Here is a 22,175-nt window from a genome sequence, read left to right as displayed (position 1 = left end):
TGAAATATTGAGCTTACTTCGCGAGCACTAGCGTGTTCACGTCGTCCTGCACGTAGTAGAAACCGTCGCCTTCAGGCGTCATCGCGAGGCCGAACAGGTCGCCGTTGCCGGGGGGCGATTGCGCCTTGTCGGTGTCGATCCAGCGCGCGTAGATCTGCTTGCCGCTGGCCGGATCGATTTCGACGATCTGGCCGTTCAGCGCGTTGGTGACGAGCAGGTGGCCGTTGGGCGCGGTCACCATCGCGAGCGGCCGGTGCAGCAGGCCGTCGGCGGTCAATTGACGGCCGACGCCCGCGCTCGTGTCGCGCGTCATCGGTTCGTCGATTTCGGTGATGCGGTTGCCGATCGCGTCGGACACGAACAGCAGTTTCTGATCGGCCGAGAGCGCGAGTCCGGTCGGGCCGACGAGGAACACGCCCTTGTCCGCCTGCGCGCCGAAGCCGCTGCCCACCACCGTTTCCTTCTTCACGACCGGCGGCTTGCCGGCCGGCACGTCGAGGTCCAGACGCAGCACGGTGGCCTGCTTGAACACCGGCGGATTGCCGTCCGCGCCGCCCACGCCGAAGCCGGCGTTGCTGACGAACAGCGTCGCGCTGCTGCCGTTGTCGACGACCGCCATGTTGCCCCACGGATCGTTGATGTTCGGGCTGCTGATGGTCGACGCGACCTTGCCTTGCGGATCGATCACGATCAGGCAGCCGGCGCCCTTGGTGCCGGTCGTGCCGTCGTTGCTCGGCGTGCTGCCGACGATCACGTAGCCGGACTTGAGCATCGTCATCGCGGTCGACAGGCCGATGCCGCCGGGGCATTCCTTCAGATCGCGCGGCACCGTCGCGAACACCGTCATCTCCCTGGTATCCGGGTGATAGTTGATGATGGTGCTGCCGGTGCCCTGCAGATTGGTCGAGTTATTGAAGTTGCCGACCAGCACGTCGCCTTGCTTGACCGTGCCCGCCGTGACCGGCGCGACCACCACCGCATACGGATTCTGGTCGCCGTTGCCCGGCACGGTGTTGATCAGCGTGGTGTGATGCTTGACGGTTTCGAGGAAACCTTGCGGTTCGGCGTGCGCGCTGCCGGCGGTCACGAATGCAGTCGCGCCGACAGCGGCGGCGATCAGGGCCCGCGCGGCGCGCGGCGAAAACTTGCGCGAGGGATTGTTCACGATTGAGCCTCCGTGCCTGCGCACAAAGCGGTGATTGCGGTCATGATCGAAAGCATGGGATTCGATTGGGTCGGTAGCGTGTGAGTTGGGCGCGAACGTCATCAGAAATTGATGTTGGTCCGCACGCCGATGACGAACGTGTTGCGCAGCGGCTGCGTCGGATCGTTCGGATTCTGGCCGGCGCCGGCGTTGAACGTGTATTGCGCGTCGGCTTGCACTTGCCACCACGGATTGACCTGGTACTGATAGGTCGCCTCGAGCGCGGTTTCGCTGGTGCGCACACCGTACGGGCCGTTGGTGAATGCGCGGGTATCCGCATCGAGGCCGTTCACATGATTGCCGACCTTGATGTAGGTGAGCGCAAGGCCCACGCTGTCGTTGTCCCGGCCGGCGAACGGCGCTTTCATCACGACGCCGACGTTGGCGGCGAGGCTCACCAGGTTACGGTCGCCGGGCGCACCCATCACGCGGGCGAACACGCCGATGCTGCGCGGCTCGTCCGGATCCGGACGCCAGATCATCTGGTCGGCCACGGCGTAGAAGCTGTAGTCGCCGTGATGATTCTGGGCGACGCCGCTCGTGGCCGGATCCGCGAGCGATAAACCGGTGTTGTCGAAGCGCTGATCCGCGAAGCCGCCGTTGTTGTACCAGACGCCGAGCTTGTAGGTACCCGGCAAACCACCGCCGCCCGCGCCGACCATTTCGCCGTCGGCCGGCTGGTTGATCGCGTATTGCAATTCGCCGATGAACAGCGTGCCGTTGTGCAGATTGAAGTTGGTGCCGCTCTTGTTGTCCGGATTGTTGCCGAGCGGATCGCCGTCGAACACGCCGGCCAACGCCGTCAACGAAGGCGTGATCTGGCCGCGCACGCGCACGCCGAGGTCGGACAGCGGATACGCCGGGCCGCCGGACGGCATGTCATACGAAGGCAGGGCCGGCCAGCCGAACATCGTGTTGACGAACAGCGCCGAGTACGTGCTGGTGATGAATTCCTGGTCGATACTTTGCTGACCGATCTTCACGTCAATGCGCTTGTTCAGGAACGACTGCTGGTACCACAATTCCCACAGACGGGTTGCGTCGTCCGCTTCGATGCCGCTCGCCGTATTCAGGGTGCCGAGCTTGTTGGCGCTGAGATTGGCGCCGTGAATCTGCAACGCGCTGACGTTGAACAGGCCGCCCGGCAAGCCGAACGCTTTTTGCGTGTCCAATTGCACGGTGCCGGTCGTCAAGCCGTCGTAGTCGGCGCCACGCGCGAGACCGCCGCGCAGGTTGGCGAGCACTTCGCTGGTCTCGGTCAGCGTGAAGGTCACACCGTATTTGCCGAGCCAGGGACGCAGGCCGCCAATGTCGCCGAGCAACTGCTGCCGGTTCCAGACGCCGGTCCACTGGTTCGTCTGGGCCGCCTGGATGTTCAGGTCGGCCTCGGGCGCTTCGGGCGTAGCGTCGGGATTGGCTTCGGCCATCGCGACGCCGGCTGTCAGCGACGCCCAGGCGAACGCCGTACAGAGTGCGGCACGCCGCATCGAGGGCAAACGCGAACGGCGCGTGAGATCGGCGCGCGGCGCGGAATCGCGAAACGGACGCGCTTCTGCGCCGGGTCCGTTGAAATGGGCGAACTGCATCGAAATCCTTATTGGTGTTGTATCGACTGATTTGAACCATCGCGGCGCGTCGCCGCCTGCCCGCGATTTGCCGTATCGGTTCGCGACGCCCGATACAGCAGATGGCGAGATCGTACGCATGCGGATTTAGTGAGTCAACACAAATGAGAACGATTCGCATCAATATTACTGGCATATAACTTTGTTCTTTACGGACTGCTACTAAACGGCATTTGCACGTAATTTACGGTTAATGTGAATGTAATGAAAACGAATGGTGGTGGTCATATCGAACTCGTGCGAGTTGACCGAAACGCAAATTCAGGAGAGGGGATATGACAAAACGGCGGGTGTTGGCGGCGCCGAACGGCGACTACGAAAACCGGTCAAGGCCGCCGCTGCGAGTTGACCGCAAAAGCGGCTATGATCGATTTCCGAAACCGCCCAGGCGCGCGTGACCAGTAAGCGTCCAGCGCCCAAAACCATACCGGAACCCTGCCGATGTCTCACACAGTGAATCTGGACAACTACTTCGCCCGCATTGGCTACCAAGGGCCGCGCGCGGCAACCCTGGACGTCCTTCAGGCGCTTCACCGGTTGCACCCGCGCGCGATTCCGTTCGAGAACCTGAACCCGCTTACGCGGCGTCCGGTGAAACTGGACCTCGAATCGGTCGAGCGCAAACTCGTCACCGAACACCGCGGCGGCTACTGTTTCGAACAGAACGCGCTGTTCGCCGACGTGCTGATGCAGTTGGGCTTCACGGTCACGCCGTTGCTCGGGCGCGTGCTGTGGGGCCGGGAATCGGACGCGCCGCCGCCGCGCACGCATATGGTGTTGCGCCTCGACATCGACAAAGAAGCCTGGATCGCGGACGTCGGCTTCGGCAGCGTGACGCTGACCGCGCCGCTGCGCCTGAGCGCGGGTCTCGCGCAACCCACCGAACTCGGCACGTTCCGTCTCGCCGACGCATCGCGCGACGCGCTTTATCTCGAAGTGCAGGCGCGCGACGAAAGCTGGGCGCGGGTGTATCGCTTCGATCTGCATCCGGTCGAGTGGATCGATTACGAAACCTCGAACTGGTACACGTCGACCTCGCCGGAAGCGATTTTTGCGAGCACGCTGATCGTGTGCCGCGTGTTGTCTGAAGCGCGGCTCGCGCTGCTCAACGATCAACTGAGCGAACGCGCGGCCGATGGCCGGCTCATCAGTGAACGGCAACTCAAGAGCGCCGGCGAACTCGCGGCATGCCTGCGCGATCAGTTCGGCATCAACACCGGCGACCTCGACATCGCCGGGATATTCGACCGCGTACGCACGCCGGCGAAAGCCGCGTAGCAACGAACTGCCATGGTCGCGCGCCTCATCTTTCAAACGGTCGTCTGGCTGATGGGCATGGGCGCGCTGCTGTTCGGCGCGGCGGGCACCTTTGCATGGCCGGCCGCCTGGTGGTATGTGATCGAATTGGGCGTGCTGAGCCTGTGGATCGGTTTGTGGCTGGCGCGTCATGATCCCGGCCTGCTCGCCGAGCGACTGTCACCGTTCGTGCAGGCGCAGCAAAGCCGCTGGGACCGCATTTTCATGGTGAGCGTCTCCGTGGCGTGGTGCGGCTGGCTGGTCCTGATGGCGTTTGACGCGATGCGCTTTCACTGGACCGCGCCGCTGCCGGTCGCACTGGTCAGCCTCGGCTCGCTCTGCGTGTTCCTTTGCCTCTTCATGTGCCGCTTCGTGTTCCAGGCCAATAGCTATGCCGCGCCGGTCGTGAAGATCCAGGCGAGCCGTGGGCATAAGGTGATCGACACCGGTCTTTACGCGTATGTCCGCCATCCCATGTATTCCGCCGCGCTGCTGCTGTTCGTCGGCACGCCCTTGTTGCTCGGCTCGTGGTGGGGTCTCGCCTTCGTGCCGGTGATGGTGATCGGTATCGGCTGGCGCGCGGTGCGTGAAGAGCGCGTATTAGCCGCGCAACTCGACGGTTACACGGACTACATGGCGCGCGTGCGTTATCGCTTCGTGCCGTTCATCTGGTAGGGCGCAACGAGCCGCCGCCTCCGCGCGCGTTTGCTCAGCTTGCATCAACCTGTCTAGACAAAACGGATTGTGCTCGCCCATGCCGTGACGCACGCCATGCATCTTTCACACATTAAGAACTCCCCGCAAAGCCGCGCTGCGCTGTGTCTTATAGGGGCTTACCCGACGATTCCGTCAATTTCTCGCAAATTCTCTTGCGACCGCTTTTTGACTCATGCAGACTTGTCTATACAAATTCAGCAACGGTTAAACATCCAGCTCGACGGTTTCCTCAATCAAAGGAGTTTCGACGTGAAAGTGAAGCGCACGACGGCAGCAAAAGCATTGATCGGCGCCGTTCTCGGCGCCGCGGCGATTTTCGCGGCACCGGTGCAGGCCAAAGACTGGAAGACGGTGACGATCGCGCTCGAAGGCGGCTACGCGCCGTGGAATCTGACCTTGCCGGGCGGCAAGCTGGGCGGCTTCGAACCCGAACTGGTCGCCAACCTGTGCGAGCGCATCAAACTGCAATGCAATCTCGTGGCGCAAGACTGGGACGGCATGATTCCCGGTTTGCAAGCGGGTAAGTTCGACGTCCTGATGGATGCGATCTCGATCACGCCGGAGCGTGAAAAGATCATCGCCTTCTCGAAGCCGTACGCTGCCACGCCCGCCACGTTCGCCGTGGCCGATGCCAAAGTGCTGCCCAAGTCCGCGCCGGGCGCCGGCGTCGTCAAGCTATCGGGTGATCCGAAGACCGATCAGCCGACCGTCGACGCCTTGCGCAAGCAGTTGAAGGGCAAGACCATCGGCATCCAGTCGGGCACGGTCTACACCAAGTTCATCAATGAAGGCTTCAAGGACATTGCCACGATCCGCGTCTACAAGACCTCGCCCGAACGCGATCTGGATCTGGCCAACGGCCGCATCGACGCCTCGTTCGACGACGTCACGTACTACGCCGCCAACATCGACAAGAAAGAAACCGCGTCGATCGTGATGGCCGGCCCGAAGATCGGTGGCCCGATCTGGGGTCCGGGCGAAGGCCTCGCGTTCCGTAAGCAGGACGCCGACCTGAAAGCGAAGTTCGACACCGCGATCAGCGCCGCGCTCGCCGACGGCACGGTCAAGAAACTCTCCGACAAGTGGTTCAAGACCGACGTCACGCCTTGATTCGCCAACACGTCGAGAGGTAACGGCAGGCGCGCGTGGCGAAAGAGCCGCGCATGCCGGCTGGTTCGATCCGCCGCAATGGATGAAGATGAGAGGTAGGGAATGGCTCTGATACAGATGCTCGGCTTCGGGCCGGAAGGCTGGGGCGGCGTATTGCTGCTCGCGGCGTTGATGACGGTGGCGCTCACGCTCGCGGCGCTCGCGGTCGGCGCCGTATTCGGCGCGCTGGTGGCGGCCGCCAAGCTGTCGCGTTTTCGTACGCTGCGCGTGATCGGCGATATCTACACCACCGTGTTTCGCGGCGTGCCTGAACTGCTCGTCATCTATCTGTTCTATTTCGGCGGCTCGACGCTCGTCACGACCGTCGGCCAGTTGTTCGGCGCGGAGGGCTTCGTCGGCGTGCCGCCGTTCGTGGTCGGCGCGCTAGCCGTGGGCATGATTTCAGGCGCCTATCAGGCCGAGGTGTACCGCTCGGCGGTGCTGGCGGTGTCGCGCGGCGAACTCGAAGCCGCGCGCTCGATCGGCATGCCGACGTTGACCATGGCGCGGCGCATCCTGATTCCGCAAGTGCTGCGTTTCGCGTTGCCCGGCATCGGCAACGTGTGGCAATTGAGCCTGAAGGATTCGGCGTTGATCTCCGTGACGGGGCTCGCCGAATTGCTGCGCACGAGCCAGGTGGCGGCGGGTTCCACGCACCAATACTTCACGTTCTTTGTCGTGGGCGGCGCGCTCTATCTGCTCATGACCAGCATCTCGAACCGGGTCTTCAACCGTGCCGAAGCGCACGTGGGCCGGTCCTTCAAGCGCAACTTCGCGCGTAACTGACGAGGGCGGCCATCATGCATTTCGACTTCGACTTTCTGTTCGACACGATCAAGCAACTGATCGCGGCCGTGCCGACCACGCTCGGCCTGTTCTTCTGCTCGCTGATTCTCGGCGGCCTGCTTTCGCTCGTGATCGTCACGATGCGCGTGTCGCCGCACCGGCTGCCGAATCGCTTCGCACGCGCTTATATCCTCGTGTTCCGCGGCTCGCCGCTCTTGATCCAGATGTTCCTCGTGTACTACGGCATGGGGCAGTTCGGCGTGATCCGCGAGAGTTTCCTGTGGCCGGTGCTGCGCGAGCCCTATATGTGCGCGGTGTTGTCGCTCGCGCTATGCACGGCCGGCTATACCGCCGAGATCATTCGCGGCGGTTTGATGGCCGTGCCGGTCGGTCAGATCGAAGCAGGTTATTCAATCGGCCTGTCGGGCTTCGCGTTGCTGCGCCGCGTGATCGGCCCGATCGCCTTGCGCCAGTGTTTGCCGGCGTATTCGACCGAAGCGGTGCTGCTCGTCAAATCGACGGCGCTCGCGAGCCTCGTCACCGTGTGGGAAGTGACCGGCGTCGCGCAACAGATCATTCAGCAAACCTATCGCACGACGGAAGTCTTCATCTGCGCCGCGCTGATTTATCTGTTCCTGAATTTCGTCATCGTGCGGTTGCTCGGCATGCTCGAAACGCGTTTGTCGCGTCATCTGCGCGCGGCGCGCCCGGCTGCGGCGAGCCGCCCGGTTTCCGCCACCACCGAAGCACGCCGCGCCGCGCCTTGAACGGCCGCCCATCCTGGATGAATCTGGAGAATCCCATGAACGCTACGGCACCCGTTGCACTGTCGGTCAAGAACATTCACAAATCGTTCGGCGAACATCACGTGCTCAAAGGCATTTCGCTCGACGCTCATCAAGGCGACGTGATCTCGATTCTCGGCGCGAGCGGCTCGGGCAAAAGCACGTTTCTGCGCTGCCTGAATCTACTCGAAACGCCCGACGATGGTTCGGTCTCGCTTGCCGGCGAAGAGCTGAAAATGAAGCGCCGCGGCGATGGCAAACTGCAACCGACCGACCGCCGCCAGGTGGACCGGGTGCGCTCGCAACTCGGCATGGTGTTCCAGAACTTCAATCTCTGGTCGCATATGACGGTGCTGGAAAATTTGATCGAAGGGCCGATGCGCGTGCAAAAGCGCAGCCGCGCCGAATCGGTGGAAGAGGCGGAAGCGCTGCTGGCAAAAGTCGGTCTCGCGGAAAAGCGCGGCCACTATCCCGCGCATCTGTCCGGCGGCCAGCAACAACGCGTGGCGATTGCGCGTGCGTTGGCGATGCATCCGAAAGTCATGCTGTTCGACGAGCCGACCTCGGCGCTCGATCCCGAACTGGTGGGTGAAGTGCTGCGCGTGATGCGCTCGCTGGCCGAAGAGGGCCGCACCATGCTGGTCGTCACGCACGAAATGGGTTTTGCGCGTCATGTGTCCAATCGCGTGATGTTCCTGCATCAGGGGCAAGTGGAAGCCGACGGCACGCCCGACGAAGTGTTCGTCGAATGCAAGTCGGATCGCTTCCGGCAATTCGTTTCGAGCCATCAGGACCGCACCACCAACTAATCAGCATCACCAGGTAATCTACCAGGCAGAGCACTCATATGGCCGTGATCCGTTCCAATCGTCCTCTCGACTGGGCTCAGGTGGCAGCGGTTGCCGCCGGTGAGCCGCTCGAGCTTTCCGCCGACACCCGTGCACGCATCGCCGCGGCGCGCGTGCTAGTCGAACAGATCGTCGAGCGCGGGATTCGCGCGTATGGCGTGAATACCGGCGTCGGCGCGTTGTGCGACGTCATCGTCTCGCCGGGCGAACAGCGCACGTTGTCGCGCAACATTCTGATGAGCCATGCGGTCGGCGTCGGTGCGCCGCTCGGTGCCGCCGAAACGCGTGCGGTCATGGCCGCGGCCGTCAACAACTTCGCGCACGGACACTCGGGGATTCGCCTCGAAGTCGCGGACCAACTGGTGGCGCTGCTCAACGCGGATTGCCTGCCGGAAGTGCCCGCGTTCGGCTCGGTGGGTTATCTGAGTCACATGGCGCATATCGCGCTCGTCTGCATCGGTGAGGGCTACGCGCGCTTGCGCGGCGAGCGGCTCAAAGGACGCGACGCGCTGCAACGCCTCGGGCTTGAACCGCTCGTGCTCGAAGCCAAGGAAGGGCTGAGTCTCGTCAACGGCACGCCGTGCGTCACGGGCCTCGCGGCGTTGGCCTTGGCGCGCGCCGAACGCCTGCTCGACTGGACCGACATGGTCGCCTCGATGAGCTTCGAGAATCTGCGCGGCCAGCTCGCGGCTTTCGATGAAGCATCGCTCGCCTTGCGCATCTCGCCGGGACTGAACAGGGTCGGCGACCGGATGCGCACCGCGCTGGCCGACAGCGGCATTCTCGCGGCGGTGGTCGGCCATCGCACGCAGGACCCGCTGAGCATGCGGACCATTCCGCACGTGCATGGCGCCGCGCGCGACGTGCTCACCGCGACCGCCGACGTGGTCAATCGCGAACTCGCGTCGATGACCGATAACCCGATCGTCGCCGGCACGCCGGAAGAGCCGCGCGTCTACTCGCAGGCGCACGCGGTAGGCGCTTCGATCGCGCTGGCGATGGACAGCCTCGCCACCGCGATCGCGCAAGTCGCCGCGATGGCCGAGCGGCGTCTGGATCGTCTCGTCAATCCGCTGGTGAGCGGCCTGCCGGCGTTTCTCGCCGAGCCGGGCGGCACCTGTTCCGGCTTCATGATCGCGCAGTACACGGCGGCGTCGCTGGTCGCGCAGAACCGGCGGCTCGCGCTGCCCGCGAGCCTCGACGGCGGCATCACCTCGGGCTTGCAGGAAGACCACCTGTGCCACGCCACGCCCGCCGCGCTGAAAGCACTGGAGATAATCGACAACGCCGGGCGCATCGTGGCGATCGAACTGCTCGCGGCGGCGCAAGCCTACGACCTGCAAAGTATCGACGCGCCGCGCGCGCCGCACACCGGAGCGCTCTGGCAGCGCGTGCGCCGCGTCGTGCCGGTCTACCGCGACGACCGTCCACTCGCGGACGACATGAGTATCGCGTTTCGCATGATCGCCGACGAGGCGCCGCCGCCGTTGCCGAACCCTGGTAAGATTGGCCCTCGGCCGGTCACGTCGGCCGACGGCGCGGACCTGATGGCACCGGCAACGGTCACGAATCTGGCGGCCGCGGGTCACGTCCGCGCGGCGGCGAGTATCGCCGTCAACGATGGCCAGGTTGCCGCGCACATGGCATGACGCAGACAATGCCGGTGAGCGGGCTATCCGCCGGCAAGCCGGCCAAGTTGTACCAACCAGGTACAACCGGCGTACCACCCACGAGGTCGGAGTGAACACAACTACAAGCACGCGAACCGCGGAGATGCAGGACCGCCCTGATCGCAGTCAGGAGACACCGGCGAAAGCTATGCCCGCCTATGAGCAGATCAAACGCTACGTGATCAGGCGCATCAGCGAGGGGGACTGGAAGCCCGGCGGGTTGATCCCGTCCGAAACGGAACTGGTCAAGGAATTCGGCGTCGCGCGCATGACCGTGTCGCGCGCGTTGCGCGAATTGACCACCGAACGCGTGCTCACGCGCGTACAAGGTTCCGGCACGTTCGTCGCGCCGCAGCGCTACGAATCGACGGTGCTGGAAATCCGCAATATCGCCGACGAAATCGCCGCGCGCGGCCATCGCCATTCGGCACGTGTGCTGACGCTCGAACCGAGCGACGACCCGCAGGCGCTAGAAGCACTCGGTCTCGCCAGCGGTCCGGCCTTTCACTCGTGCATCGTGCACAGCGAGGAGGGCGAGCCGATCCAGTACGAGGACCGCTACGTCAACCCGAAGGTGTTCCCCGATTATCTGAACCAGGATTTCACGATCGAGACGCCGAATCACTACATGGTTCGGCTCGCGCCGATTCAGCGCGCCGAGTTTCGCATCTATGCGCAGAAGCCCGACGCCTATGTGCGCCGGCATCTGTTGATGGATATCGGCGAACCGTGTCTGCAACTTTGGCGCCGCACGTGGGTGGGCGACGACGTGGCGACGTCGGTGCAGTTGTGGCACCCTGCGTCGCGTTTCCATCTTGCGGGGAACGTGTAACGCGGTTTAACGCCAGCGCGTTTTCAACCCTGGCGTTGCGACAGTTCCGGCGAGAAGCGGCAGCCTAGCCGGTAGCGCGACCCAGGGTGCACGAATCGCGCGAACGTGACCGCCACGCCGCTCGTCCACGTGCGGCGCATCAGCGTGAGGCAGGGTTCCTCCGCGCGAATTTCAAGCAGTTCCGCTTCTGTGCGCGTAGGCAGGCCGGCGTCGACTATATGCTCGACGTCGTGCGCCGGCACGATCTCGAACAGATATTCCGACGGCCGCATCGCCGAAAAATCCTGCAGCAGAAAATCCGGCGCGATGGCCGGATTCACGTAGCGATCCTCCAGTTGCACCGGCAAGCCGTTCTCGCGATGCACGCAGATCACATGAAACACCGAAGCGCCCGGCGCAAGCCCTAACGCATTCGACACCATAACCGACGCCGTTTCGCGTTGCGACAGAACTGTGTCGCAGCGATATTCATGGCCCCGCGAGCGGATCTCGTCGCCGATATGGGCGATCATCAGCAGCGTCGATTGCGGCTTGCTTTGCGCGACGAAGGTGCCGACGCCTGAGACGCGCGTCACGAGTCCTTCTTCGGCGAGTTCACGCAGCGCGCGATTGACCGTCATGCGCGATACGCCAAGCGTCCCGACCAGATCGAGTTCCGACGGCAGACGGTCGCCGGCCCGGCGTTTGCCCGATTCGATGATCTGCCGGATATGGCTCTTGACCTGTTCGTAGCGCGCGGCCGGCGCGTCGGCCACGGCGCGCGCGGCCTTCAGCGCCGACGCGGAAGGCGGCTTGTCGTGAGTGCGGCTGCGAACGGTGGAGGACATCGGCGGCCCTTACGTCAGTGTCCGCGTGAGGCAGGCAGAAACCGGCGCGCGCTCATAGCGGCTGCGCGTCGTCGGGGCCACGCGTCCAGAAGGCGTTGCGATCGAAGTAGTTTTGCAGGAACTGCCGCAAGCGCGGTTGTCCGGCATCGTGAAAGACATCGCGCGGTTTGCCTTGCACGGCGATCCGGCCTTGATCGATGAACATGACTTTGTCCGCGACCTGCGCGGCGAAGCCCATTTCGTGTGTGACGACCGCCATCGTCATGCCGTCGCGCGCGAGCTGTTTCATTACTTGCAGCACTTCGCCGACCAGTTCCGGATCGAGCGCCGAGGTCGGCTCGTCGAACAGCATGATATGCGGCTCCATGGCGAGCGCGCGCGCAATCGCCACACGCTGCTGCTGGCCGCCCGAAAGCTTGGCCGGATACGCGTCGCCCTTGTGCGCGAGGCCGACCGTTTCGAGCATCGCGTTGGCGCGGCGGCGCGCTTCGTCGCGCGACAGATGCCGCACACGCAGCAGCGATTCCATCACGTTGCCGAGCGCCGTCATATGCGGCCACAGATTGAACTGCTGAAACACCATGCCGACGTTGCGCCGCACGCGGTTGATCTCGCTTTGCGAGGCGCGCACGCGTTTGCCGTTGCGCTCGCTGTAGCCGAGCAGTTCGCCTTCGATACGCACATCGCCCTGATCGTAGGTTTCGAGCGCGGCGAGGCAACGCAGCAGCGTGCTCTTGCCCGAGCCCGACGGGCCGATGATGCACACCACTTCCGAGCGTGCGATCTGGAGATCGACACCGCGCAGCACCTCGACTTCGCCGAATCGTTTGCGAAGATCGCGCACTTCGATCAGCGGTGCGCCGGGCGAGGGTCCGAGGTTGGCAGTGGGCGCGGAGGAGGGCATGTCGGCGATGGCGTTCATAAGAGGGTCCCGTTTCCGTTCATGCCATGAAGCGCGCGATGCGGGTTTCGGCCCACATGCCCGCGCGCGAAGTCAGTTCGACCAGCGCGAGATAGCAGACGCACAGCACCAGCAGCGTTTCGACGAAAGCAAAAGTAGCCGAGCCGATGCCGGTCAGCACGAACGTGAGTTCGGGCACGGTGACGATGGACAACACGGCCGTTTCCTTGCTCAACACAATGATCAGATTGGTCAGCGCGGGTACGATCAGTACCAGCATTTGCGGCACCTGAATCCGCACTACCGCTTGCCAGCGCGTGAGGCCGAGACACGATGCCGCTTCAAGATGACCCGGCGGCACGGATTGAAAGCCGGAGCGAAAGGCTTCGGCGAAATACGCACTGCCGTAGAGACCCAAGCCGAGCACGCCGGCGGTCATCGGTTCGAGCGTGAGCCCAAAGGACGGGCCGCCGTAGTACAGCAAAAAGAGTTGCACGAGAAACGGCGTGCCGCGAAACAGTTCGATATAGAAGCGCAACACGCCGCGCACCCAGCGTCCGCAAAAGAGTTGCAGCACGGCAATCAGAAAGCCGATCAGAATGCCGATCGCCACGCCTGCGGCCCAGGTGCCGAGCGTCGTGGCGAGCCCCGCGGCGATCGGCTGCAGGTTGTGGGTGATGACGGTGGGATCGAGCTTTTGCATGGCGTGGTGTCGATGTCGAGCTCAGGCGTGCTGCAAGCGGTATTCGGCGGCGTGCGCGACGAGCGCGAGCGCGCCGCAGATCACCAAGTAGATCAACCCGGCAGCGACGTACGCTTCGAGCGGCCGATAGGTGCTGGCCGCAATGTTCTGCGCGGTGCGCGTCAACTCGGCCACGCCCACCACCGAGATCAGCGACGAAGCCTTGATGAGCAGCACCATTTCATTGACGAGCGAAGGCAGCGTCAAACGGAACGCTTGCGGCACGAGAATGCGCCGCAGCATGTCGAACGGTGAAAGTCCAAGCATGCGTGCGGCTTCGAGATGGCCCGGCGGAACGCTGAGAAAACCGCCGCGCAGAATCTCGGCGATATACGAGGCTGAACACAGCGACACAGCGCTGAGCGCCGCCACGATCGGCGACACGTTGATGCCCGCGAACGGCAACAAGTAGTACACGAGCAGCAACTGCACCAGCATCGGCACGCCGCGAAAGAAGAACACATAAGCGCCGCCGAACATGCGCGCCGCGCGGTTCGGCGAGAGTCGCGCGGCGCACACGCCGATCGCGACGAAGAAGCCGATCACAAGACCCGTCAGCGAAATGCCGATGGTGGCGAGCGCCGCGTGCAGCAGCAGCGGCAAGCCCTGGAGGAAGACGGTCGTGCTGAACATAAGCGTCGCACTCGCTGGAACGGGGAGGGCGATGCGGACCGTTGCAAAGGCCGCATCGCGTGCATCAAGCCATGTGCATCGACATCAGAACGTCGATCAATAGTTCGGCGTGGGCATGGTCGTCGGCGCATCCATCGCGACACCGAACCATTTCTTCTGCAAGGTTGCGAGACGTCCGTCGTTATGCATTTTCACGAGCGCGGCGTTGAAGGCATCGGCGAGCGGCTTGCTGTCCGCGTCTTTGCGTAGACAGTAAGCGAAGTACACCTTCGCGCCGAACGGCGGCTGCACCACGGCGAACGTTTCCGGGCGCTGCTTGGCCACATACGCGATATTGGTCATGGAGTTCGCGACGGCCGCGATCCGGCCGGCGGCGAGATCGGCATAAGCCTGATTGTTGTCGACGTATTCGCGGATTTCAGGCGGCTTCGGCAGGGTGGCGACGTAGGCCTTCAACTGGTCGAGTTGCGCCGAGCCCTTGCCCGCGCCGACCGTCTTGCCGACGATATCCGACGATTGCTTGACGGACGAATCGTTCGCGCGTTTGAGCAGCGCGTCGGTGGCGTCCGCGACGGGGAGCGTGTACGTATAGCGCTCCATGCGCGCCTTGGTGACGGTGAGCGGCCCGCCCACCATGTCGAACTTGCCGGCTTCGAGACCCGGCAGCACGCTCGGCCACGGCAAGTCGATAAAGCGCACCTTCACGCCCATTTCCTTGCCGACTTCGGCGAACAGGTCCTTGTTGAAGCCGGCTTGCTGACCGTTTTCGAGGAAGTCGAAGGGCGCGAACTGCATCTCGGTGCCGACCACCAGTTCGCCGGCTTTCTTCACTTTGGCGAGCTGGTCTTCCGCGTGGGCGGTGACGCTTGCCGCGCACAACGCCAGCATGACCAAACGACACTTCCAGCCTGCAAGGATGCTCATGAGATTCTCCGGTTGGCAAAGCGGTGTCGCGCGAAAGTGGTGCATGAAACGAGTCCGGTGCGAACTCGGCGCGAGTCATGCGAGGCAGTATATACCGCAGTTTTCGCGCGAAATAAATAAACACGCGAGTAGAGAAAAGCCCTTATGCGAAGCGCTGCGAAGCAACTTGCGGGTGCGCTTTTGGCGGTATATACAACTGCAATGCACGAGGCGAAAATGCGTCTTCCCGCAGACGATTGAACCGCCACCTTCATCAGCCGATTCGGCCGCACCTTCAGGAGCAGCGCGATGCCCGTGACCCGCATTCCGATCATCGATCTCGCCGGCGTTCGCGCGGGCGACCCGCAAGCTTTGCAGCGCGTGGCGCGGGAAATCCGTGAAGCGTGCACGACGATCGGCTTCTTTTACATCGTCAATCATGGCGTGCCGCAAGCCTCGATCGATGCCGCCGCGCAAGCCGCGCGACGCTTCTTCGCGTTTCCGGTGGAGACCAAGCGGCGCGCGGCGGTCAATCAGCGGCATCGCGGCTTCAATGCGCTCGGCGACGCGACCATGTATCAGGCCAAACGTCCCGACTACAAGGAGTTCTTCAGCATCGGCCTCGAATTGCCGGAGGACGACCCCGACGTGCTGGCCGGCCAGGCGCTGCGCGGCCCGAACAACTGGCCGGACTTCATGCCGGAGTTGCGTCCCGCGCTGTATGGCTATTACGAGGCGGTGGCCGCATGTGGCGCCGATCTGCTGCGCGCGGTCGCGGTGAGCCTCGGCGTCGATGAACACTTCTTCGCGCCGCGGTACACCAAACGGATGCAGCGCACGCAGATGGTCTACTATCCGCCGCAGCCGTCCCAGTCGGACGACGATCAGTTCGGCGTCGCGCCGCATACCGACTACGGCTGCATCACGCTGTTGTGGCAGGATCAGGTGGGCGGCCTGCAGGTGCGCGAAATCGCCAACGATACGTGGGTGGAGGCGCCGCCGGTCGACGGCAGCTTCGTGGTCAACGTCGGCGATCTGCTCGCGCGCTGGACTAACGACCGCTTCCGCTCCACCTTGCATCGTGTGATCAATGCGTCGGGGCGCGAGCGCTATTCGATCGCGACGTTTTATGATCCGACTTACGGCGCGCTGGTCGATCCACGCGAACTCGGCACGAGCGACGCCGATCTCAAGTATCAGCCGGTCGCCGCGGGCGACTATATCCTCGGGCGTATCAACGACTCGATGGGCTATCGGAAGAAACACGCTGTTGAGGGCGCGCAAGGAACCACTGCATGACAGAGAACAGGACGGCGAATCACACAGCGCCGCTTTCGGCGACACTCGACGCGCTGCGCGCCGCGCTCGGTGAAGACAGCGTACGCGTGGGCGAGCAGATCGGCGAACGCGCCATGACCGACTGGACGCGCCACGAACCGACGCGACCCGCCGCGTTGCTGCTGCCGCGCACCACGGAGCAGGTCTCGCGCGCGCTCGCTATTTGCCACGCGGCTCATCAGCCGGTGGTGCCGCAAGGCGGCATGACCGGCCTCGCGGGCGGCGCGATTGCGCGCGCCACGGATATTGCGTTGTCGCTGGAACGGCTAGTCGGTGTCGAAGAAGTGGATAGCGCGTCGGCCACGCTGACCGTGCGCGCCGGCACCACGTTGCAAGCCGCGCAGGAAGCCGCCGCCGAAGCCGGCTTCGAACTCGCGCTCGATCTCGGCGCGCGCGGTTCCTGCCAGATCGGCGGCAATCTCGCGACCAACGCGGGCGGCAACCGGGTGATCCAGTCGGGCACCGCGCGCGATCAGGTGCTCGGTCTCGAAGTCGTGCTGGCCGATGGCGATGTGCTGACGTCCCTAGGCAAGATGGTCAAGAACAACACCGGTTATGACCTGAAACACTGGTTCATCGGCTCGGAGGGCACGCTCGGCGTGATTACTCGCGCGGTGCTGCGGCTGCATCCGCAACGCGCCGCTCGTCACACGGCGCTGGTGGCGCTCGACGGCTACGACGCCGCCGTGAATCTGCTGCGCCGTTTGACGACGCGCTTCGGCAACGATATCGGCGCGTTCGAAATCATGTGGCCGGATTTCTACGACTTCGGCGTGAAGCTGACCGGCACGCGTTCGCCGTTCGCCGATGCACATCCGCTCTATGCGCTGATCGAACACGCGAGCTTCGATGCGGCCGACGACGGCGCGCGTTTCTCAGCCGCGCTGACCGAAGCGCTCGACGCGGGCGCGATCCGCGACGCGGTGATCGCACAGTCGGTGGCCGACGTGCGCACGCTATGGGCGATTCGCGAATGCACCGCCGAGTTTCCGGTGCGGCTCGATGCGATCAACTTCGACGTGAGTCTGCCGATCGGCGAGATCGGCGTCTTCGTGGACCGCTGCCGCGCGGCGCTCGATCAGCGCTGGCCGGGCAACGCATCGTATTTCTTCGGGCATATCGGCGACTCGAACCTGCATGTCACCGTCGACGGCCATTCGATCCCCGGCGTCGATCATCACGCGGTGTACGCGTTCGTCTACGACATGCTCGGGCCGTTACACGGTTCGGTGTCGGCGGAACACGGCATTGGTTTGCTCAAGCGCGAGTTCTTGCCGATCTCGCGCTCGCCGGCGGAGTTGGCGGCAATGGCCGCGATCAAACATGCGCTGGACCCGCATGGCATTCTGAATCCGGGCAAGCTGTTTTGATCACGCTACGCCGCCACGAGCTTCAATGCGTGGCGACGGAATCCAGCCCGGTCGATCTGACCGCGGCTTGCGCGTCGGGAGAGGCGAGGTAGTCGAGCAGTGCCTTCGCTTCTTTCGGATGCTGCGCGCCGACCGGAATCCCCGCGGCATAGCGCGTCACCGACTGCACCGACTCCGGGATCTTGCCGACGAAGCTGGCGCCCGCGACCGTCAGCAATTCACTGACCTGCTGGAATCCCACTTCGTAATCGCCGTTGGCAACGACCGACGCGACCGGGATCTTCGGCACCATCTTCGCCTTGGCCTTCACCTGATCTTCGATGCCGAGCCGCTTGAACAGCTCGCGCTCGATATAGACGCCGCTGGCGCTGTCCGAGTAAGCGATGGATTTCGTGTGCAGCAAGGTCTCTTTCAGCGCATCGACCGAACTGATGTCCGGTTTCGGCGCACCGCCGCGCACGGCCATGCCGATGCGCGAGTCCGCCAGCTCGACGCGCGAGCCGGGCATCACCTTGCCTTGCTTGATCAGCTCGTCGAGCGCGTAGCCGACCATGATGACCACGTCCGCGTGTTCGCCGCGTTCGAGCCGGTTCGGAATGGCTTCCGGCGATTGGCCCATCGAAGGGCCGAGGATCGTGTCGAGCGTATTGCCCGTCGATGCCGTGAACTTGGGGCCGAGCAGTTTATAGGCGGTGGTGAAGCCACCCGAACTCATGACGTGAAGCTCCGTCGCCTGCACCTGCGAGGCGGCAACCGTGCTGCCCAGCAAGCCGGCAGTCAACACGGACAGAAGGAATGTTTTCATTGGCGTAAGCATGAAGGTCTAACGTGCATGAACGTGTTGCAGGTTACAGACCATACATGAACGCGAGGCAAACGAGAACCCGCCGAATGCTGTCGAAGCCCGGCGTGTGAGCGAGCGAATGGAAGACAGGCGCGCGAGGCTCGCGCGCGCCTGTCAGGTACGGCCAACGCGCGTCGTCAATGCGCGTCCAGATACTTCACGATCACCGGATAGACATCCACGGCGGCGTTCTTGCCGAAGATGCAGTCGATGTGCCCATAGCCGGGAATGATGGTCCGCTCGTACGGCTGCTCGGGGAAATGCTTGATCAGCATTTCATAGGTGAGTTGCGTGCTGATCGGCAGATAGGTTTCGTTTTTATCGCCGTGGATGAACCCGATCGGCCGGCGCATACCCTCCAGGCCTTTCATGCCATCGGTGCCGGTGAGATAGACATCCTTGCCTTCGGCATCGACCACCTTGTGTGCTCTCACCATCGCGGCCAGGTGCTTGAATACGCCGACATCGTGCACACCGAGAATTTCCTGCAGGTTCGAGTGAAGCGTCTGGTTCAACTGCTCGTGTTCATACAGCAGGCCATACAGGAAGGTCGCGCGATGGCAGATCGGATTGCCGCAACCTTCCTTGTGATTGAGCGGGTAGAACTTCAGCGCTTCATCGAGCAGGTTCTGCGGCCACGACTTGTGTTCCGTATAGGCGGTCACGTCGAGCAGGCCGAGATGTTCCATGAAGTCGGGAATATGCAGGCCGGCCTTGATCTTCTCCAGCGTGCCCGGCACCGGATGCGCCGACACCTGCGAAATGAACACCGAGCGCACGCCCTCGAGCCCATACAGCAGCGACATGGTCAGCGCCACGCCGCCCATGCAGTGCCCGAGCGCCTGAATCTCCGGCACGCCGGTCAACTCGCGGATCTTGGCGACCGCCGACGGAATGTCCTCGCGCGCCACCTTGTCGACGTTGGTCGGCACGAACACGCTCGGCATTTCGATGCTGACGCGCAGATCCACGAGCCACACGTCGTAGCCGGCGGCGAAAAGATACTCGACCATGTTGGTCGCGATCAGGTCAGTGGAGTAGATGCGGCTCGATACGCCCGAGCCGTGAATCAGCAGCACCGGACGCGCCGCTTTGCGCGCGGGGTCGTGATAGCGCGTGAGCCTGAGCTTCGTGCCGTCGGGCGTATCGAAGAAGACGATTTGCGGCGCCGGCGCGCGCAACGCACGCTTCAGACGCGGCTCCGCTTTCGGGTCGAAATACTGCAAGGGTGCGGCGACGCCGCCGTATTCGGTGAACAGCACGCCCGCGAAAAACTTGCCGAACTTCAGGGTCCATTCGAGACGCGTCTTCAGATCGGGCGCGTGGGTGACTTCGAGCGTGCGCTGCTGCTTGAGGAAATTTTCCGGCGTGATGATCAGAGTCGCTTTGCCGAGCAACTTCGCATCGGCTTGCTCCGACTCGCGGACCTCCGCATAGAGCGTGTTGGTCTGCTCCCACAAATTGATCGGCGAAGTGCGCGTGATGATCTTCTTGCCGCTCAGGAAGTACGTCTTGCCTTCGGTGGCGTTGAGCGTCATGCGGTAATTCATGTTGCGCTCGTCCACGTCCGACTCATTGACCACGAACAGATTGAAGGTGCCGTTGGAGATCGTCATCGGCTGCGCGGAGAGCGCGGGGCAGGTCAGCGTGCCGGCCGTTTGCGCCAGATGCTGCGGATTGCTGAGCATGTCGGCGAGATCTTCCGATTCAACGGTCAGCGTGAACTCTATCGGGCTCGTGGCCACTTCGCCCGCCACGATCGGCGTGTAGGTGCCGATCATCGTTTCGGTGAAATGCAGGCCGATCTTCTGCGGCGAGGAGGGCGTCAACGACGAGGACGCGGCCTTGGGCGTCGGCGGAGGCGGCAAGGTCGGCGTGACCGCCGCGCCTTCTGCTGGCGCGGCGTTTAGCGGATGCGTGGCCAGCAGCAACTCGCAATTGCGTTCGGCCAGCGCGGAAATCGACAGGAGCGGATTGACGCCGAGCGACATCGGCATGACGGAACCGTCCATCACATACAGGCCGTCGTGCACCGCATTGCCCGCGGCGCCGCTGAATACGCGGCCCATGTGGTCGACCACGCCGCGCTCGGCGTCCTCGCCCATGCCGCAGCCGCCGAGCGGATGCACGGTGACGGTGCGGTTTTTTAGAATGTCGGTGGAAATCGGATTGCGCATGTATTTGCCGCCGATCGGCACGGTTGCCTGCTTAAGCACCTCTTCGATCGCCTGGAAGATCGGCTGCTTGCCGGCGTTCTTCCACACGATGCGCGGCTGGCCTTTGTCGTCCACGTCGATCTCGCCGTTTTCGTCGTCATGCGCCATGACGAGGTAGCTTTGCGTGTGATGGAGCGCGCCGTGATACGGGCCGCGCAGAAAGCTCGTGGCCACGCGGGCGTCGTAAGCGAGCTGTTCCGCGACGGAGCGCGGCGCGACATCCACGCCTTCGAGCGGCGCGGCGACGCCGAGCAGGCCGACCAGCGCCGCGCCCACCGGACCGGCGAGCGAGCCTTCTTCGATCACGTAGCCGTCTTTGACGTTGGGAGTCCCGCGATGATCGATGAGGCCGGTAATCGTCGGCCCGACTGGAGGAATTTCGCCTTTTTCATGCGCGCCCCAGCCGACGCCGTTGATCACCGGCTCGGTGTTGTAGGCGAAGGCGAGCACGTCGCCATTGCCGGTGAAGTGTTTGCCGAGCATGCCGGAGACGCTCAAGCCCTGCTTGCGCGAGCGCAACAGCAATGCGGTCGAGCCGATCGTGCCGGCCGACACGATGACGATATCGGCGCTCACGAACAGATCGGGCGCGCCAAAGCTTTCGCGGCCGAGGCTCACCAGCTGGTAACCCACGATCCATTTGCCCGTGGCCGCGTCGCGCAGCACCGAATGGACGGCGGTACCCGTGAAAATCTGCGCGCCGTGCGCGACGGCGTCGGGCAGATAGTTCATGTGGGTCGAATTCTTTGCGTCGTAATTGCAGCCGGAATTGCAGTCGCCGCAGCCGACGCAAGCCTTCTGCTCGACGCCCGCGGCATTCGTGCGGTCCTCGAAGGTGACGGTGATCTCCGGACGCGAGAACTGGTCTTCCATGCCGAGCGCCTGCGCCGACCTTTCGAGTGCCTGCAATTTCGGCAACGTCGGATAGCTCTGCGGCACCCGCGACGGTTGCAGCATCGCTCGCGCGGCCACGTACCCTTTGTCGCGTCCATCCTTGTCGGCGCGCAACGCGGCCGGCCAGCGCGGATCGTCCCACAGACGCGGATCGGCTTCGAGCGCGACGTTCGCGTTGATCAGCGAGGTGCCGCCGAGACCGCAGCCGACTACCGCGTTCACATCGTCGTTCACATGCACTTCGAGCAACGCCAGCGGTGAGCCGATATGCGCCAGCGCCGTGTTGTATTGCACCTCCTCGGTGCCCTGAAACGGCGTGCGGGGAAATTCACCGGCCATGAATTCGCGCCCGCGTTCGAGCAGGCACACGCGGCGCCCGGCGCGCGCCATACGGCTTGCGGCTATCCCGCCGCCATAGCCGGAACCCACCACAACCACGTCGTAATGCGATTGGATTGCAGTCACGACGCTCGATAAGCGGTTCATCACGACCACCTCGTCTGGAATGGAATGCGGGGAAAGACAACCGGGACTTCGGAAGCAAGACGGCGTGCGGCGACAGCTTTTTTATCCTAGGCGGTGCGCGCTCACAAAA

At 63.6% G+C, this 22,175-nt stretch carries 19 protein-coding genes; 10 read left to right on the top strand and 9 right to left on the bottom strand.

Translation table 11 applies throughout. The features are described from left to right. Nucleotides 1–13 precede the first annotated feature (13 nt). Nucleotides 14–1,165 (bottom strand): hypothetical protein, encoded by a 1,152-nt coding sequence (locus tag HF916_RS21740; RefSeq protein WP_168790876.1) that lies wholly within the window; start codon nucleotides 1,163–1,165, stop codon nucleotides 14–16. Between the two features lie 101 nt (nucleotides 1,166–1,266). Then, nucleotides 1,267–2,790 (bottom strand): carbohydrate porin, encoded by a 1,524-nt coding sequence (locus HF916_RS21735; RefSeq protein WP_168790875.1) that lies wholly within the window; start codon nucleotides 2,788–2,790, stop codon nucleotides 1,267–1,269. Between the two features lie 480 nt (nucleotides 2,791–3,270). Here HF916_RS21735 and HF916_RS21730 point away from each other — a divergent pair, with 480 nt between their 5' ends. From HF916_RS21730 to hutC (HF916_RS21695), 8 genes are all read left to right on the top strand, one after another. Next, the gene (locus HF916_RS21730; protein WP_168790874.1) at nucleotides 3,271–4,107 is read left to right on the top strand and encodes an arylamine N-acetyltransferase family protein; all 837 of its coding nucleotides are present in this window, start codon (nucleotides 3,271–3,273) and stop codon (nucleotides 4,105–4,107) included. Between the two features lie 12 nt (nucleotides 4,108–4,119). Beyond that, nucleotides 4,120–4,800, top strand: coding sequence for a methyltransferase family protein (locus tag HF916_RS21725; RefSeq protein WP_168790873.1), 681 nt, complete (start codon nucleotides 4,120–4,122; stop codon nucleotides 4,798–4,800). Between the two features lie 291 nt (nucleotides 4,801–5,091). Further along, nucleotides 5,092–5,952, top strand: coding sequence for a transporter substrate-binding domain-containing protein (locus HF916_RS21720; protein WP_168790872.1), 861 nt, complete (start codon nucleotides 5,092–5,094; stop codon nucleotides 5,950–5,952). A gap of 102 nt (nucleotides 5,953–6,054) precedes the next feature. Then, a complete protein-coding gene (locus tag HF916_RS21715; RefSeq protein ID WP_106311831.1) occupies nucleotides 6,055–6,777 on the top strand; it encodes an ABC transporter permease in 723 nt (240 codons plus the stop codon). A 14-nt stretch (nucleotides 6,778–6,791) separates the two neighbouring features. Then, nucleotides 6,792–7,544: an ABC transporter permease gene (locus HF916_RS21710; RefSeq protein WP_168790871.1), complete on the top strand. Its 753-nt coding sequence runs from the start codon at nucleotides 6,792–6,794 to the stop codon at nucleotides 7,542–7,544. Between the two features lie 35 nt (nucleotides 7,545–7,579). Then, complete coding sequence (locus HF916_RS21705) at nucleotides 7,580–8,371, top strand: ABC transporter ATP-binding protein (protein WP_168790870.1); 792 nt, start codon at nucleotides 7,580–7,582, stop codon at nucleotides 8,369–8,371. Nucleotides 8,372–8,409: 38 nt separating this feature from the next. Next, entirely contained in the window at nucleotides 8,410–10,059 is a 1,650-nt protein-coding gene (locus HF916_RS21700; RefSeq protein ID WP_168790869.1) for an aromatic amino acid ammonia-lyase, read from the top strand. Between the two features lie 124 nt (nucleotides 10,060–10,183). Beyond that, the gene (hutC, locus tag HF916_RS21695; RefSeq protein ID WP_206001941.1) at nucleotides 10,184–10,912 is read left to right on the top strand and encodes a histidine utilization repressor; all 729 of its coding nucleotides are present in this window, start codon (nucleotides 10,184–10,186) and stop codon (nucleotides 10,910–10,912) included. 23 nt (nucleotides 10,913–10,935) lie between these two features. Here the strand turns inward: hutC (HF916_RS21695) and hutC (HF916_RS21690) are convergent, their stop codons facing one another. From hutC (HF916_RS21690) to HF916_RS21670, 5 genes are all read right to left on the bottom strand, one after another. Continuing rightward, entirely contained in the window at nucleotides 10,936–11,739 is an 804-nt protein-coding gene (gene hutC / locus HF916_RS21690; protein ID WP_168790868.1) for a histidine utilization repressor, read from the bottom strand. A 52-nt stretch (nucleotides 11,740–11,791) separates the two neighbouring features. Next, nucleotides 11,792–12,661, bottom strand: a complete 870-nt coding sequence (locus HF916_RS21685; RefSeq protein WP_168790867.1) for an amino acid ABC transporter ATP-binding protein — start codon at nucleotides 12,659–12,661, stop codon at nucleotides 11,792–11,794. Between the two features lie 19 nt (nucleotides 12,662–12,680). Continuing rightward, complete coding sequence (locus HF916_RS21680; protein ID WP_168790866.1) at nucleotides 12,681–13,343, bottom strand: amino acid ABC transporter permease; 663 nt, start codon at nucleotides 13,341–13,343, stop codon at nucleotides 12,681–12,683. Nucleotides 13,344–13,364: 21 nt separating this feature from the next. Next, nucleotides 13,365–14,015: an amino acid ABC transporter permease gene (locus HF916_RS21675; RefSeq protein WP_168790865.1), complete on the bottom strand. Its 651-nt coding sequence runs from the start codon at nucleotides 14,013–14,015 to the stop codon at nucleotides 13,365–13,367. Between the two features lie 96 nt (nucleotides 14,016–14,111). Beyond that, nucleotides 14,112–14,939 carry a transporter substrate-binding domain-containing protein gene (locus HF916_RS21670; RefSeq protein ID WP_168790864.1) on the bottom strand — a complete coding sequence of 276 codons (828 nt, stop codon included), beginning with the start codon at nucleotides 14,937–14,939 and terminating at the stop codon, nucleotides 14,112–14,114. 288 nt (nucleotides 14,940–15,227) lie between these two features. On the opposite strand from HF916_RS21670, the gene HF916_RS21665 reads away from it, so the two are divergent. Both HF916_RS21665 and HF916_RS21660 read left to right on the top strand, forming a co-directional pair. Continuing rightward, entirely contained in the window at nucleotides 15,228–16,217 is a 990-nt protein-coding gene (locus HF916_RS21665; protein ID WP_168790863.1) for an isopenicillin N synthase family dioxygenase, read from the top strand. After that, nucleotides 16,214–17,626 (top strand): FAD-binding oxidoreductase, encoded by a 1,413-nt coding sequence (locus HF916_RS21660; protein WP_168790862.1) that lies wholly within the window; start codon nucleotides 16,214–16,216, stop codon nucleotides 17,624–17,626. Before HF916_RS21665 ends, HF916_RS21660 begins: the two co-directional genes overlap by 4 nt. Nucleotides 17,627–17,648: 22 nt before the next feature. On the opposite strand, the gene HF916_RS21655 is transcribed toward HF916_RS21660, so the two are convergent. Both HF916_RS21655 and HF916_RS21650 read right to left on the bottom strand, forming a co-directional pair. After that, the gene (locus HF916_RS21655; protein WP_168790861.1) at nucleotides 17,649–18,431 is read right to left on the bottom strand and encodes a substrate-binding domain-containing protein; all 783 of its coding nucleotides are present in this window, start codon (nucleotides 18,429–18,431) and stop codon (nucleotides 17,649–17,651) included. Between the two features lie 176 nt (nucleotides 18,432–18,607). Further along, the gene (locus tag HF916_RS21650; RefSeq protein ID WP_168790860.1) at nucleotides 18,608–22,066 is read right to left on the bottom strand and encodes an alpha/beta fold hydrolase; all 3,459 of its coding nucleotides are present in this window, start codon (nucleotides 22,064–22,066) and stop codon (nucleotides 18,608–18,610) included. Nucleotides 22,067–22,175: the final 109 nt, after the last annotated feature.

Source organism: Paraburkholderia aromaticivorans, assembly GCF_012689525.1.
Lineage (GTDB): Bacteria > Pseudomonadota > Gammaproteobacteria > Burkholderiales > Burkholderiaceae > Paraburkholderia > Paraburkholderia aromaticivorans_A.
The sequence above is the reverse complement of the archived record's forward strand: the minus strand, read 5'-3'. Positions and strand labels throughout refer to the sequence as shown.